This is a genomic window from Bradyrhizobium sp. dw_411 (assembly GCF_018449695.1).
Lineage (GTDB): Bacteria > Pseudomonadota > Alphaproteobacteria > Rhizobiales > Xanthobacteraceae > Bradyrhizobium.
This window is the reverse complement of record NZ_JAAVUY010000003.1, coordinates 208,751-223,968: the sequence shown is the minus strand read 5'-3', so window position 1 is coordinate 223,968 and position 15,218 is coordinate 208,751. Positions and strand designations below refer to the sequence as shown.

General features: G+C 62.4%; 10 protein-coding genes. 1 reads left to right on the top strand and 9 read right to left on the bottom strand.

The genetic code is table 11. The features are described 5' to 3' along the window. Positions 1-138 precede the first annotated feature (138 nt). Positions 139-1,122, bottom strand: a complete 984-nt coding sequence (locus tag HB676_RS06070; protein ID WP_213736794.1) for an ABC transporter substrate-binding protein — start codon at positions 1,120-1,122, stop codon at positions 139-141. Between the two features lie 172 nt (positions 1,123-1,294). Between HB676_RS06070 and HB676_RS06065 the strand changes: the two genes are divergently transcribed. Continuing rightward, positions 1,295-2,755 (top strand): amidohydrolase family protein, encoded by a 1,461-nt coding sequence (locus tag HB676_RS06065; protein ID WP_213736793.1) that lies wholly within the window; start codon positions 1,295-1,297, stop codon positions 2,753-2,755. Positions 2,756-2,795: 40 nt separating this feature from the next. Here the strand turns inward: HB676_RS06065 and HB676_RS06060 are convergent, their stop codons facing one another. From HB676_RS06060 to ccmE, 8 genes are all read right to left on the bottom strand, one after another. Further along, complete coding sequence (locus HB676_RS06060) at positions 2,796-4,913, bottom strand: GAF domain-containing protein (protein ID WP_249780082.1); 2,118 nt, start codon at positions 4,911-4,913, stop codon at positions 2,796-2,798. 83 nt (positions 4,914-4,996) lie between these two features. Continuing rightward, complete coding sequence (locus HB676_RS06055) at positions 4,997-7,957, bottom strand: bifunctional [glutamine synthetase] adenylyltransferase/[glutamine synthetase]-adenylyl-L-tyrosine phosphorylase (RefSeq protein ID WP_213736792.1); 2,961 nt, start codon at positions 7,955-7,957, stop codon at positions 4,997-4,999. Further along, positions 7,954-9,423 (bottom strand): ATP-binding protein, encoded by a 1,470-nt coding sequence (locus HB676_RS06050; RefSeq protein WP_213736791.1) that lies wholly within the window; start codon positions 9,421-9,423, stop codon positions 7,954-7,956. Before HB676_RS06050 ends, HB676_RS06055 begins: the two co-directional genes overlap by 4 nt. Beyond that, positions 9,407-10,087: a response regulator transcription factor gene (locus tag HB676_RS06045; RefSeq protein WP_213737012.1), complete on the bottom strand. Its 681-nt coding sequence runs from the start codon at positions 10,085-10,087 to the stop codon at positions 9,407-9,409. The genes HB676_RS06050 and HB676_RS06045 overlap by 17 nt, the downstream gene beginning before the upstream one ends. A gap of 286 nt (positions 10,088-10,373) precedes the next feature. Then, complete coding sequence (locus tag HB676_RS06040) at positions 10,374-11,954, bottom strand: Do family serine endopeptidase (protein ID WP_213736790.1); 1,581 nt, start codon at positions 11,952-11,954, stop codon at positions 10,374-10,376. 190 nt (positions 11,955-12,144) lie between these two features. Continuing rightward, positions 12,145-12,642: a cytochrome c-type biogenesis protein gene (locus HB676_RS06035; protein WP_213736789.1), complete on the bottom strand. Its 498-nt coding sequence runs from the start codon at positions 12,640-12,642 to the stop codon at positions 12,145-12,147. A 4-nt stretch (positions 12,643-12,646) separates the two neighbouring features. Then, the gene (locus tag HB676_RS06030; protein WP_213736788.1) at positions 12,647-14,629 is read right to left on the bottom strand and encodes a heme lyase CcmF/NrfE family subunit; all 1,983 of its coding nucleotides are present in this window, start codon (positions 14,627-14,629) and stop codon (positions 12,647-12,649) included. Continuing rightward, positions 14,626-15,129, bottom strand: a complete 504-nt coding sequence (gene ccmE, locus HB676_RS06025; protein ID WP_213736787.1) for a cytochrome c maturation protein CcmE — start codon at positions 15,127-15,129, stop codon at positions 14,626-14,628. The genes HB676_RS06030 and ccmE overlap by 4 nt, the downstream gene beginning before the upstream one ends. Positions 15,130-15,218 lie beyond the last annotated feature (89 nt).

Below are 15,218 nucleotides of genomic sequence, written 5' to 3'. Positions count from 1 at the left end.
GCGGCCTCGCCAACGAGCTTCATTCCGGCTCAAGCGGCGGCATCATATCGGCTTGGACGTATGATTTCATAGTGGCCGGAACTCACTTCGGGCCGCCTTCTGCCGGGGGCGGCGGGATTTAAAGGCGAGCTTGGGCGGTCACTCGATAACTTCGTCCGCCAAAGCGAGCAAGGTCGGCGGAATCTGGAGGCCCATGCTTCGTGCCGTCTTTAGATTGAGTGCAAAAGTATAGAGGGTCGGCTGCTCGAACGGCAGTTCCGCCGGCTTCGCTCCCCCAAAGATGCGGGCCACCAGCGCCGCCGCGCGTTCAAACGATTCCTTCAAATCCGGTCCATATGACATCAGGCCACCGTCCTGAACGTAAAAATCGTATTCGTAGATGGCCGGCACCTTCCTGGCCAAGGCGAACTCAATGACCCGCTTGCGATTGAAATTGGTCAGGGCATCGGCGACCATCAATATCGCATCCGGCATGTTGCCGTTCATGGCCTCAAACGCCCGGCCGAAGTCATCGGGTTCGCGGATCCCGAAAGCCTGCACCGAAATTCCGAGCGACCCAGCAACATGGGCCGATGCCTGGTAGCGCAGCGACATGGCCAGATCATTCGGATTCCAGAGCATCGCCACTTTTCGAATATCGGGCGCCACCTGCTTCAGGAACGACAGCCGTTTGGTCGTCAACGTCGTCGCCATATCCGAGATTCCAGTGATGTTGCCGCCGGGATGAGACAGGCTATAGATCAGTCCGGTCTCGACGGGATCGCCGAGACCTTGCGCTCCAATCGTGGGGATGCCGATAGACTTCGCAGCCAGCGCCGCGGGAAAACCGATCACCACGATCGCATCGGCACCGCTGGTCTTCAGCTCCTGCAGCAATCCCGGGATTTTTGAATTATCGTCCAGCGAACTGCGGGCGGTGTAGGTCAGGTTTTGCCCGACCACGTAGCCTTGCTGGGCCAACGCGTCCAGCAGGACTTTTCCAAGCGGGTTCGCCTCGGTTATCGCCTCTACAGGGGTAAGTGTCGCCAAATGGTATTTCCTGCCCGGCGTCTGTGCGCCGGCCGCGCCGGATAATGCCGACGCAACGCCACCGAGCATGGCCAGGAATGCGCGACGCTCCATTACGGGATCCTTCGGTCAACCGTCAATCTGGACAGATAGCACGCGCTATCGCACAAGGGCAGCGTAAACGGCATGCTTCGCATGCAATGCCTGGATCAGCACCACGGCACTTGCTCAATCGCGGCGTACCGACCAAGATACGAACAATCAAGTTTGCAGCCAGGGGGGATTTATGGCCAGCGGCATCCACATCCGTCGACGCGCATTTCTGGGCGGCGTTGCGGCACTCGGCGCCATGCAGGGTTTCGGAATACGCGCACAGGCGGCGATCTCTCCATCGGTCGGCAACCTGCCGTCGCGCGGAAATATTGTTATCCGCAACGCCTATGTCCTGACCATGGAGCCCGGCCAAGCCGATCTGCCGGACGGTGACGTACACGTCGACAATGGATCGATCGTCGATATCGGCACGAACCTCGCGGCACCCGGCGCAGAAATCATTGACGGACGCGGCTTCATCGTCATGCCCGGCCTGATCGACACCCACTGGCATATGTGGACCACATTGCTGCGCAACATGTCGGGCGACGATCGCGCCCACGGCTATTTCCCGATGACGACGGCGCTGGGCAAAGTCTTCACGCCGCGCGACATGTATTACGGCACGCTGCTCTCCTCGGCCGAAGCGCTGCACTCGGGCACGACGACGGTGCACGACTGGTGCCATAACGTCATGAGCTACGAGCACGCCGTGGAGGATCTTCGGGCATTGCAGGAGACCGGACTGCGCGGCCGCTTCTCCTATGGTCCGGCCCGCTCGACCCCCCTCACCCAGCCGATCAACGTGGCCGACCTCGCGCGCATGCAGGGCGACTGGGCCGGCCTGTCGAACGAGGGCCTGCTGACGCTGGGCCTCGCCTGGCGCGGCGTCCAGGCCCCGCTGCCGAACGCAGACGGCAAGCTGGAGCTGCGGCCGCTATCGCCGGACATGTACCGCGTGGAGTATGAAGCCGCCCGCAAGCTTAATTTACCGATCACGGTCCATCTGAATTCCAACAAATTCGACAGCGGGCACATCCTAGCACTGCAAAAGCTCGGCTATGTCTTCAACGGCCTGCAGGTGATCCACGCCATTAATACGACGCCGGAAGAAATGGACATTCTCGCCGCGGCCGGCGCCTCGGTCAGCATCTCGCCGGCATCCGAGTTGCGCATCGGTTTCGGCTTGACCAAGATCGGCGAATTTCTCGACCATAAGGTCAATCTTGCACTGTCGGTCGATACCACGCCGCTAACAGGCAACGCCGACATGTTCGGAATCATGAAGCTCGCGCAAAATCTCGAAAACGGCCGCGCTGAAAACGAATTCAAATTACCGGCGCGCCGGGTACTTGAGCTTGCGACAATCGAGGGCGCGAAGGCGCTCGGCCTCGCCGATCGCACTGGATCGCTCAAGAAAGGCAAGCGTGCCGACATCATCATGGTGGGCACCCGGGATGTGAATATCGGGCCGTTCACCGACCCCGCCTACATGCTGGTCGATTCGGCGCAGGCCTCGAATGTCGACACCGTTCTGGTCGACGGCCGCATCCTCAAGCGCAAGGGCAAGCTGACCACCATCGATACCGGCAAACTGATGGAGGAAGCATCCGCCGCCAGCCAGGGTGTCCGACAACGCGCCAACTGGAAGTGAGCGCCAAGGGCCCTGGAAACAAAACGCGCGTCGCCAATCCCTAGGTTTTGCCTATTGGCAAAACAACGGTGAATTCCGTAAACTGCCCGGGCTCCGTGGTCACATCGATACTGCCACCGTGCTGTTTCACGATAATGTCGTGGCTCATCGAAAGACCGAGTCCCGTGCCCTCACCAGCCGGTTTGGTGGTGAAGAACGGATTGAAAATCTTGTCCTTTACGTCGGCAGGAATGCCGGTGCCGTTGTCGCGAATGCGGATTTCAACGGCGTGGCCGATACTTCTAGTGGTGGCGCGAAGTACCGGCTCAAAGCCTGAATCCCCGGTCTGTGACTTTCGCTTGGCTGCGGCATAAAACCCGTTGGTGATCAAATTCAGGAAGACGCGGGTGATTTCCTGCGGAAACGCGTCGATCGCGGCGACGCCGGCATCGAAGTCCCGTTGCAGCGTGATGTTGAATCCCGGCTTCTCGGCGCGCGCGCCGTGATAGGCGAGATTGAGACTCTCATCCAGGATCGCATTGATATCGACGGAGCGCTGCTCGCCGGAGCCTTCGCGCGAATGCAGCAGCATGTTCTTGACGATCGAATCGGCGCGCTTGCCGTGCTGCACGACCTTTTCCAGATTGCCCTTGAGCATCTGCGTGAGTTCGTCGATCTCCTCCCTCACCTTGCCGTCGAGCGCGGCCGGCTTGAGCACATCGTTCAGCTCGTCGATCAGTTCGGCCGATAGCGCCGAGAAATTATTGACGAAATTGAGCGGGTTCTTGATCTCATGCGCGATACCGGCGGTGAGCTGACCGAGCGAGGCCAGCTTCTCGGTCTGAATCAGGCGGTCCTGCGCGGTGCGCAATTCATCGAGCGACGCGGCGAGTTTCCTGGTGCGGTCCTGCACCTCGTCGAACAACCGCACATTCTCGATCGCGATTACGGCCTGATCGGCGAAGGTTCGCACCAGTTGGACATAATGCGCGGCGAATGTTCCGGGATCCTTGCGGGTGACGCTGATCATTCCGATCGGCTTGTCGCCGTTCATCAGCGGCGTAAACAGCATGCTGCGATAGCCGCGCAACCGTGCCAACGCCCTCTGCTGCGGCGGGACATCTTCCGATTCGGTATCGCTGAACTGCTGGGTCTCGCCGCCTCGAACCGCCCTGAAGAGCGGAAATTCGGAAAGTGGCGCCGGAAAAGCACCCTTCAAAGCTGCGTCCGTCCTAGGATCGATCGGCGTGAAGGCGGCAAGATGAAGGTCTTCGCCGACAAAGCGCAGGACGGCGGTGGAGAAGCCCCCGATCAGCCTGTTGGAGCTGGCGGCGATCGCCTCGAACACCGGCTGCACGTCCGACGGCGAACTGGCGATCACCTTGAGGATATCGGCCGTGGCGGTCTGCCGCTCCAGTGCCTCCCGGGTCTCGTTGAATAGCCGGGCGTTCTCGATCGCAATCGCGGCCTGGTCGGCAAAGCTCTGCAGCAGCGCGAGTTCATCCTCCGTGAAGGGAGCGAGCCGGGCACGGTGCACGATAAGCGCGCCGATAGACCCTCCCTCGCGCCGAAGCGGCGTGCCCGACATGGTGCGGCTACCAGCCGCCCGCGCCGGAGTAACCCCGGGCCACCGGGCGATCGCCGCGGGATCATCGAGGTCAGCAACGTGGACCTGGCGGTTTTCGAGATAGACCGTACCGGGCATGAACTGGAGCGTGATCGCGACATGAGCCAGCGGGATAGCGGTGGTGATCCGTTCCGAGCCCGCGCCGACGCGGATCGTCTGGCCCCAACGCTCGCCGTCGGCGATCAATAGCGTAACGCTCGAAGCATCAAACAGCCGCTCGGTGATCTCGGCGATCCGCCGCAGGGTCTGGTCGGCATCGCCGGGTGACGCGCTGATGAGCCGCATCACCTCGGCGCTGGCGGCTTGGCGATCCCGGGCGGTGCGAAGCTCGCTCTTCAGCCGCGCATTTTCGGACTTGGACTTGGAACTGGCAGGCTTGATCGACTTAGACGTCGGTGACTTGGACGCGAGCGACTTGGACACGGTCGATTTGGACACGGTCGATTTGGATTTGATGGATTTCGACTTAATGGATTTCTTGGGCTTGAGAGCGGCCTTTTTGCGCTTGGTCGCCATGGCGCGCTTCTTTGCTTTTCGACCGCGCTCGGCCATTTTTCCGTTCTCCAAGAAACCTCGGCAAATCTTTCGCGAGAACCTTAGCTAATCCGAATAAAGGCGTACAGGCCGCGCGCCCGTTACCGGCCGTTGCCGACCAGCGTCCGAAACACCCGGCGAACCTCGGTCTGGGTCTCCTTGACCCGCGCTTCGAGCGAGGAAAAGTCCGGTGCGTCACCAGCCCTCGCCATGATCCGCAACAAATCCTCCCCCGACGTCTCCGGATTGAATTTTTCGCTGACACACAGCCGCAGAATTTGCGTCAGGTCCTGATAGAGCCGCGCCGCGGAGCGCAGGATTTCGGCGGATGATTGCGGCAGCACGCCAAGCCGCGCGGCGTTGTCCAGCACTTGCATTGTATTGACGCTGAGGATGTCAGGCTTGGCGGACGCGTGAACCAGTTGCAGATATTGGGCGATGAAATCGATGTCGACGATGCCGCCCGCGGCGTATTTCAGATCCCAGATATCGTCCTCGCCCTTTTCCAACCCGACGGCGCGGCGCATATCTGCCACGTCGGCCGCAATGCCGGCGGCGTCTCGCGGCCGCGTCAACACCTGGCGAATGATGTTTTCGATCTTGCGACGAAAATCCGGCGATGACGAAATCACCCGGGCCCGGGTCAGCGCCATATGCTCCCAGGTCCAGGCTTCCATATCCTGGTATTCGGCGAACGAACGCAGGTGCGACGCGACCGGCCCAGCCCGGCCCGACGGCCGCAACCGCATATCCACTTCGTAGAGCACCCCGTGATTGGTCCGCGTCGTGAACGCGCTGATCAGCCGTTGCGTGAAGCGCGCAAAATAATGCGCGCCCTCAAGCGAACGCGCGCCATCGGAATCCGGATGTTCGGGGTCGAAATCATAAAGCAGGATCAGATCGAGATCGGACGCGGCCGTCATCTCGCGGCTGCCTAGCCGGCCCATCGCGAGAATCGCAGTCTCCTGACCCTTGATCCGGCCGTGCTGGGCTGCGAATTGATCGGTTACCAGGCCATGCACGGTATGGACAATGCCCTCGGCGACGTCGGCAAAGGCGATACTGGCCTGCTGGGCAGAGACCGTACCAGACAGAATACGGGTACCGATCAGAAACAGGCTTTCCTTGCCGAACAACCGTAGCCGATCGAGAAATTCCTCATAGGAATTCGCGTCCACCAAAGTGGCCGCAAGCCGCTCGGATAATTCCTGCTTGTCAGGCATCGCGCCGAAGAATCGCGGATCGATCAATCCGTCCATGATCTGCGGCCGCCGCGCCAGCATGTCGCCCAGGCGCGGCGCGGCGCCGAGGATCAGCGCCACCAGAGCGACGAGGTCGCGATTCTGGCTGAGCAGCAAAATCAGCCGCCCGCCGCGCTGCAGCGCCTGCAGGAAATGATCGAAAGCCGTCACCGCACCGTCAGGCTCCTCGGCGTCCGCCAGTCCGGCAATCAAGGCGGGAACGAACTCGACGAACGCGTTGCGCGTCGCTTCCATCCGGAACACGCGGTAGTCGCCAGCCAGCCAGTTCTGGATCGTCTGCGCCACATTGATCGGCGTCTTGAAACCGAGCGAGGCCAAGTGTTCGAGCACGCGCGGGTCCTCCGGACCGGCCGCGTAATCCACCGCAGGCAATTTTTCAGTACCGGTCGGGTCGCCCTCGAACAGTTTGCTGTAATGTCCCTGCACGATGTTGAGATGGAGCAGCAGGTCGCTGGCGAACGCGGCGCGGGTGTCATACCCAAAGAAGCAGGCGAAGCGCTCCACCGCCTCGCTGTCGTCCGGCAGCGCATGGGTCTGCTCGTCCGCGATCATCTGCAGCCGGTGTTCGACCCGCCGCAGGAATTCATAGGCCGCGGTGAGCTGGTCGCGCGCCTCGAAGGTGATCCAGTTGCTGGACGCCAGCACATTGAGCGCTTCCAGCGTCGGCCGCACCCGCAATTCGGGGTGCCGGCCGCCGGCGATTAGCTGCTGGGTCTGGGCGAAAAACTCGATCTCGCGGATGCCGCCGCGTCCGATCTTGACATTGTGGCCCTCGACCGCGATTTCGCTTTGCCCGCGATAGGTCTGCATCTGCCGCTTCATGTCGTGCACATCGCCCAAGGCGGCGAAGTCCAGATGCTTGCGCCAGACGAAAGGCGCGATTTCCGCGACCAGCGCCTCGCCCGCCTTGGGGTCGCCGGCACAGGGCCGCGCCTTGATCATGGCTGCGCGTTCCCAGGTCCGCCCTTCCCGCTCATAGTAATTCAGGGCCGACGCGGTCGAGATCGCCACCTGTGTCGAGGCGGGATCCGGCCGCAGCCGCAGATCGACGCGGAACACATAACCCTCGCCGCTGCGCTGTTGCAGAATCCGGGACAATCCCTGCGTCACCCGCACAAAGAACGGCTGCGGTTCGATATCGGGCGCGAGCGTCGGCGCATCGGCCTCGAAAAACACGATCAGATCGATGTCGCTGGAATAATTCAGTTCGCCGGCGCCCATCTTGCCCATCGCCAGCACGACCAGACCGCTGTTGTCCTCGGGATGATCCGGATCAGGCGGTGACATCCGCCCGCGCATGGTTTCCTGCCGCAGCAAAAAGCCCAGTGCCGACTGCACCGAGGCCACCGCAAGATCGGTCAGCGCCGCCGTCACCCGCATCACGGGCCAAACGCCGCCGATGTCGCACAGTGCGATCAACAGAGCCGCTTCCGATTTCATGCGGCGCAGCAACTGCATCACGTCGGGTTCGGCCGATGCGTCCAGCACCTCGCGGCGGGTATTTTCGATCAGATACGCCAGATATTGATCGGGCTCGCATTGCAGCAGCCGGATCGCGCGCGTGCCGTCGGCGCGAACCAGCTCGAAAAGGTATGGCGAGGCTTCGGCGATACCCAGCAGGATGGTTTTGGTCAGGGGAAATCGGCCGATGAGATTATCGATAGCGGCCGCCTGCCCGGCCGCAAGGCCGGTCAGCCAGTCTGACAGTCGCTGCTCGGCTATATCGGGAGCGGACACATGCGGTCCGTCCACGAACCGCGCGGCCAATTGGTCCGCGTCGCCCTTCGCGGATGAGGTCATGCCACCTTCTGTGGCACATCATGCGTTTGAGCCGCAACCCCGTCATGGGCCGACAGCGCCGGGATGGCCAGGGTCGCGGTCAATCCGGGATACGCATCCCCAAGCCTGAGATCGCCGCCATGCAGCGTCGCCACCGCCGACGCCAGGCTTAGTCCCAGACCGGAACCGGGCTGGGTCCGGCTCGCTTCCAGCCGCACAAATCGTTCCACCGCATGCTTGCGATCGGCCGGCGGAATCCCCGGCCCGTGATCGGTGACGCTCAACTGCACCTGATCGCCGATACGCCGGGCTTCGATCAGGATTTCCTTGCTGGGCGCCTTCGCGACCGCATCGGCCCCGAGCGGTTGGGGAGCCACAACGGGCTTGCCGTATTTGATCGCGTTTTCGACGAGATTCGCCAGCGCCTGGCTGATCAGTTCGCGATTGCCGTGAAGCGGCGCCGGTTCGGTTTTGACATGGAGGGTCATGCCGTCGTCTTCGGCTAGCGGCTCGTACAATTCGTGAATGCCATTGGCCACGTCGGCGGCGTCAAAATTGTCCATATTGCCGCGCGCCTGCCCGGACTCGGCGCGGGCGATCATCAACAGCGCGTTGAAGGTGCGAATCAGGCCGTCGGATTCCTCGATGGTGCGCTCCAGGGCGCCACGGTATTCGGCCTCGCTGCCGGACTTCGCCAGCGCCTCCTCGGCGCGATTGCGCAATCTTGTCAGCGGCGTCTTCAGATCGTGGGCGATGTTGTCGGAGACCTCCTTCAGCCCCATCATGAGGGCTTCGATCCGCTCCAGCATCGCGTTGAGATTTTCCGCCAGACGATCGAGTTCGTCGCCGCTACGCCCGACCGGCAGCCGCCCGCTGAGATCGCCTGCCATGATGCGCTGGGTGGTGCCGGTCATGGCATCGATCCGCCGCAGCACCCGCCGCGCCACGAAGATGCCTCCGCCGAGACCGAGCACCACCACGATCAGGACCGACCATTGCGCGGCGTTGGCGACAATGCCGAACAGCCGGCGACGCTCTTCCAGATCGCGCCCGATCAACAGACGAAAGCCGCTGGAAAGCTCAGTGACCCGCAGCAGCGCACGATGATCCGCGGTGTCCTGCTCATCGAGCCGCCGATAGTCGGTCTCCGACCATCCGGTCGTCGCCATCACGCCCGGCGCAAGCGAGCCGACATTGCCGGCGATCGCCTGTCCCGCCGGGGTGGTCACGAGATAGAGGTTGGCGCCGGGCCGCAACGCGCGGTTCTCGATGGTGAGCACCAGGCCGCGCAAACCGCGCCGCCCGAAAATATCGCTGATTTCGCCGATTTCCGCATTCACGGTGGTGGTGATCTGTTCGGTGATCAACCGGCGCGTATTCCACGCGAAATAGCCCAGCAGCGATGCGGCGAACAGCGCGAACAAAAACAGATACACCAGCGTCAGACGAAACGCCGTGGTGCGGATCAGTTTACCGAAGGCCGTCACGGATCATGTACCCGGCGCCACGAATGGTGTGGAGCAATGGCCGTTCGAAGCCCTTGTCGATCTTGGAGCGCAGCCGCGAAATATGCACATCGATGACATTGGTCTGCGGATCGAAATGATAGTCCCAGACGTTTTCCAGGAGCATCGTTCGCGTCACCACCTGCCCGGCGTGCTTCATCAGATATTCAAGCAATCGGAATTCGCGCGGCTGCAGCGTCAATTCGTCCTTGCCGCGCGCGACCCGGTGCGAAAGCCGGTCGAGTTCAAGGTCGCCGACGCGATAGGTGGTTTCCTCGGCAGGACCGCCATGGCGGCGCGACAACACTTCGACGCGCGCCAGCAATTCGGCAAATGAATAGGGTTTGGGCAGGTAATCGTCGCCGCCGGCGCGCAGGCCCTTGATGCGGTCATCGACCTGACCGAGTGCCGAGAGGATCAGCGCAGGGGTGCGGTTTCCCTTCTCGCGCAACGAGCCGATCAGCGACAGGCCGTCGCGTTTCGGCAGCATCCGGTCGATCACCAGCACGTCATATTCACCGGTGTCGGCGAGAGACAAACCTTCCTCGCCGTCGCCGGCATGATCGGCAACATAACCGACTTCGCGGAACGCCTTGACCAAATAGTCGGCGGACTCGCGGTCATCTTCGACGATCAACAGGCGCATCTGGGTGTCAGTCACGGTCAAGTGAGGCAGCTTTCCGTCACCATGGCGCGCCCAGCATCCTCATGCAAGACGACTGACAAGGCGACTTAACAAGATGATCTGGCGCACCCGGTCGAAGAAGAAAGCGGGCGGTGAAGCTGGGGGGACCTCACCGCCCTTTTAACCTTCCGACGGAGGGGGGCGTATTCCACCGGAAGGTAACTTGAGGGAGCGGGCCTAAGCCCGCCCCCCGGAGAGGGCCGTCGGCGGGGGCGACAAATGCCGGCGACACCCTCCATCTTGTTACTTAACCCTTGGCAAGCGGCACCGCCACAAAGCGCGACGAACCGCCGCTCTTGATGCGCATCAGCACGCTGTTCTTGTTGTCGGTGCGTGCGGCATTGATCGCTTCGCGCACATCACCGGCATTGGCGACGGTCTTTCCCGCAACTTCGAGAATCACGTCACCTTCCTTGAAACCACGCTCGGCTGCCGCGCTTTTCGGGTCGACCTCGGTCACCACGACGCCATCCTTGCCGGCGCCGGCAACGCTGTTGGCCGGCGCAAGGGTCAAACCGAGCTTCGGTACGTCGGTTCCGCGGGTCGCACCGCCCTTGTCGCCATTATCAGTGTCGGCCTTGGCTTCCAACGCGTTCGGCAACTGGCCGAGCGTCAGGTTGATCACCTTGTCCTGGCCCTTGTGCAGCACGTTGAGCTTCACTGCATTGCCAGGTGCCAGACCGCCGATGGTACGGGCGAGTTCACGGGCATCCTTGACCGTCTCGCCGTTCACCGCGGTGATCACGTCGCCGGATTCGATGCCGGCCTTGGCGGCCGGACCGTTGGCCTGGGGCTCCGCAACCAGCGCACCTTCCGCCTTTTTGAGGCCGAGGCTGTCGGCGATATCAGCCGTAACAGGCTGAATCTGGACACCGATCCAGCCGCGGCTGACGGAACCCTTGTCCTTGAGCTGCGAGATCACGGTCTTCACGGTCGAGGCCGGGATCGAGAACGCGATACCGACGCTGCCGCCGGACGGGGAGTAAATCGCGGTGTTGACGCCCATTACTTCGCCTTCGGTATTGAAGGCCGGACCGCCGGAATTGCCCTTGTTCACGGGCGCGTCGATCTGGATGAAATCGTCATACGGACCGTTGCCGATGTCGCGGCCGCTGGCCGAGACGATGCCGGCCGTAACGGTACCGCCGAGGCCGAAGGGATTGCCGACCGCGAGCACCCAGTCACCGATCCGGGGTTTGCCCTCGGACAGCTTGGCGAACGGGAAGTTGGAACCGCCCTCGACCTTGATCAGCGCAACGTCGGTGCGCGCGTCGGTGCCGATCACCTTGGCGGAATAGGTCTTGCCGTCGTCAGTGGTGACTTCGACCTTGTCGGCGCCATCCACCACGTGGTTGTTGGTAACGGCGAAGCCGTCCGCGGAGATGAAGAAGCCGGAACCCTGACCGGTCACCGCACCGCGTCCACGTCCGCCGCGCGGCATGCCATCCGGTCCGCCGAAGCGGCGGAAGAAGCGCTCCATCGGCGATCCCGGCTGGAACGGCGAGTCATCATTGTTGTCGGCGCTGTCGTTCTTGGCGACCTTCTCGTTGATATTGACCTTCACTGAAATCACCGAAGGCTTCACGCGCTCGACGATGTCGGCAAAGCCGACCGGCTGCGCAACCTTGCGGACTTCGTTGTTGACCTGCGCGTGCGCCGCGGTGCTGAAAATATCAACCGGGCCGGACGACGGGCTGAAACCGTAAACGGCTACGCCGAGGCCGGCGACGACCGAAGCCATCAGCGCGAATTTGCGCGCCGAGAAAAGCGAACGGCCGGGCGCCTTGTAGGACGGCAGGGACGAAAAATCGGTGGGACGGTCGATCATCTCAGAAATCTCCAGAGCCAGAATCAATGATGCGGGGGCAAGCACCGTGTGGTTCTGAACATGGGGATTTCCGCCTTACGGCGCGCTGGCGGGAGAGTTAAACTTTTGTAATAAAGACCTTATTGAATGCGGCAGTTTATCGCAGGGCGAAAACGGCCTTTTCGCAGAGCAAAACAGGCTTTTCGCCGCGCTAAACCGGTTTGTCCGGCGACGGTTCCGCAATCAGCCGTTCCAGCCGCGTTTCTTCGTCGGCCGTCAGCGCGAAAAGCGCGTCATCTTGCGAGGTTCCGGCTTTCGTTCGCCGCCGGCCGTTGACCCACAGCGCGAAGCCGCCTCCAGCCAGCGCCAGCGGCGGCAACAACCAAAGCAACCAGGTGTGAGAGTTGAGCCGCGGCTTGAGCAGCACGAACTCGCCATAACGTGCGACCAGAAAATCGATCACCTGCGCATCGCTGTCGCCGGCTGCGATGCGCTCGCGCACCAATAGCCTGAGATCGCGCGCCAGCGGCGCCTCGGAATCGTCGATCGACTGGTTTTGGCATACCATGCAGCGCAGTTCGCGCGACAAATCCCGTGCCCGCAATTCCTTTGCAGGGTCGGACATGATCTCGTCGGGCTGCACGGCGTAGGCCGAGGGCGAGACCGCCATCACCGCAAGAGCGAACACGCAGGAGATGATCCGTTTCAAAGCGTCACTCCGCCGCCTGCAGTCCGCGCAGGGATTTCGCGGGCTTCGGCGCGCCGACCCGTAGCCGCCGGTCCGACAGCGACAGCATGCCACCGAACGCCATCAGCACTGGGCCGAACCAGATCAGCAGCACCAACGGCTTGTGATAGATGCGCACCGCGACCGTGCCGTCGTTGGTAACTTCGCCGAGTGAAATGTAAAGCTGGCTTGCGCCACGCGTCATCAGCGCGGCTTCGGTCGTCGTCGCGGCCCGGGTGCTGAAGTTGCGCTTCGACGGCGTCATGGTGCCAAGCGGCTCGCCGTGAACCAGAACGCTGAATTGCGCTACCATTTCGCGGAAGTTCGGACCCTGATGCTGCGTCACGCTATCGAGCTTCATCTGGTAACCGGCAATCGGAATCACATCACCCGACTTCATCGATCCGATATATTCGCTGTTCCAGGTGGTCTCACAGACGATGCCGATCAGCGCGACACCGACGCCGGCATGGGCAAACACCGTGCCCCAGGTCGAGCGCGGCAGGCCGCGCGCGCGCCGCCAGGTGATCCCCAGCGGCATCCGAAACAGGCCGGTGCGCTCGACGAGGTCGCTCAACGCCCCCGCGATTACGAACACCGCAAGCCCGATCGCGAGCGGTGCGAAGGCGCCACCGCCTGAGGTCCACGCCCACACCACCGCGACCATGACCAGCGCGGCGATTCCAGCCGCCATCAGCCGCTGCGCCGCACCGAGCAGATCGCCGCGCTTCCAGGCCAGCAGCGGTCCGAACGGCACCGCGATCATCAAGGGCAGGAACAACGGCCCGAAGGTGAGATTGAAAAACGGCGCGCCGACCGAGATCTTGTCGCCGGTGATCACCTCCAGCGCCAGCGGATAGAGCGTTCCGATGAAGACGGTTGCGCAGGCCGTTGTCAGCAACAGATTGTTGAGCACCAGCGCGCCTTCGCGCGAAATCGGGGCGAACAGCCCGCCCTGCTTGAGCGCGGATGCCCGCCACGCATAGAGCGAAAGACTGCCACCGATGAAGATGCACAGGATCAGCAGAATAAAGACGCCGCGCGTCGGGTCCGTCGCGAATGCATGGACCGACGTGAGCACGCCCGAACGCACCAGAAAGGTGCCGAGCAGCGACAGCGAGAACGCCAGGATCGACAGCAGGATGGTCCAGACTTTCAGCGCATTGCGCTTTTCCATCACTACCAGCGAATGCAGCAGCGCGGTGCCGGCCAGCCACGGCATCAGAGAGGCGTTCTCGACCGGATCCCAGAACCACCAGCCGCCCCAGCCGAGTTCGTAATAGGCCCAGTAGGAGCCCATCGCGATGCCGAGTGTCAGGAATATCCACGCCATCAGCGTCCAGGGCCGTACCCAACGCGCCCAGGCGGCGTCGATCCGGCCTTCGATCAGGGCCGCGACAGCAAAGGAAAACGAGATCGAAAAGCCGACATAGCCGAGATAGAGCATCGGCGGATGCACCGCGAGGCCGATATCCTGCAATACCGGATTAAGATCGCGGCCCTCGATCGGCGGATTGGCGATGCGCAGGAACGGATTGGAAGTGATCAGGATGAATAGATAGAACGCGCTGGCGACCCAGGCCTGTACCGCCAGCACATGGGCACGCAACGACAGCGGCAGATTGTTGCCAAACAGCGCGACCAGGCCGCCGAACAGCGCCAGGATCGACACCCACAACAGCATCGAGCCTTCATGATTGCCCCACACACCGGTGATTTTGTAGATCAGCGGTTTAAGCGAATGCGAATTCTCGAACACGTTGACCACGGAGAAATCCGAGGTGACGTGCAGCGTGACCAGCGCCGCGAACGACGCCCCCACGAACAGCAATTGCGCCAGCGCCGCCGAGCGCGCGACATTCATCAGCGCGGCATCGCGCCAGCGCGCGCCCAGAATCGGCAGGGTCGACTGGATCAGGGCCAACGCCAGCGCCAGCACCAGCGCGTAATGTCCGGCTTCCGCTATCACCGCAGCGCTCCTTGTCCGGCCGGTGCGGCACCTTGCGCCGCGCGCGACGCATCCGGCTTCGCGCCGTAATCGTCTTTCCAGTGCCCCTGCTTTTTCAGCGCGTCCGCGACATCCTTGGGCATGTAATTCTCGTCGTGCTTGGCAAGCACCGTGTCGGCCTTGAACACGCCGGCCGCATCGAGCGCGCCTTCGGCGACCACGCCCTGCCCTTCACGGAACAGATCCGGAAGAATGCCCTTGTACGAAACCGGCAAGGTGGCGCCGCCATCGGCCACCTGGAACGAGACGACCAAATTGTCGCCACGCACCAGCGAGCCCGGCTGGACCAAGCCGCCGAGCCGAAAACGCTTGCCCGCCTGGATATGTTTCTCGGCGACCATGGTCGGCGTCGAGAAGAACACGATTGAATCGCGCAGCGCATTGAGCACCAGCGCGGCCGCAACCGCGAGCACCGCGATCGAACCGCCGATAATTGTCAAACGCCGCTGCTTGCGCGTCATGCGTAGCCTCTAATTCCCGTGCATGATGTTACCCGAAAACCGCTTCACACTTTTCGGCATCATGCTCTTTTATTCCTTCGCATGATGTT

Bases quoted from the DNA above. Each gene is read 5' to 3' on its own strand.
- HB676_RS06070 (WP_213736794.1), bottom strand. From the start codon at position 1,122: ATGGAGCGTCGCGCATTCCTGGCCATGCTCGGTGGCGTTGCGTCGGCA.
- HB676_RS06065 (WP_213736793.1), top strand. From the start codon at position 1,295: ATGGCCAGCGGCATCCACATCCGTCGACGCGCATTTCTGGGCGGCGTT.
- HB676_RS06060 (WP_249780082.1), bottom strand. From the start codon at position 4,913: ATGGCCGAGCGCGGTCGAAAAGCAAAGAAGCGCGCCATGGCGACCAAG.
- HB676_RS06055 (WP_213736792.1), bottom strand. From the start codon at position 7,957: ATGACCTCATCCGCGAAGGGCGACGCGGACCAATTGGCCGCGCGGTTC.
- HB676_RS06045 (WP_213737012.1), bottom strand. From the start codon at position 10,087: ATGCGCCTGTTGATCGTCGAAGATGACCGCGAGTCCGCCGACTATTTG.
- HB676_RS06040 (WP_213736790.1), bottom strand. From the start codon at position 11,954: ATGATCGACCGTCCCACCGATTTTTCGTCCCTGCCGTCCTACAAGGCG.
- ccmE (WP_213736787.1), bottom strand. From the start codon at position 15,129: ATGACGCGCAAGCAGCGGCGTTTGACAATTATCGGCGGTTCGATCGCG.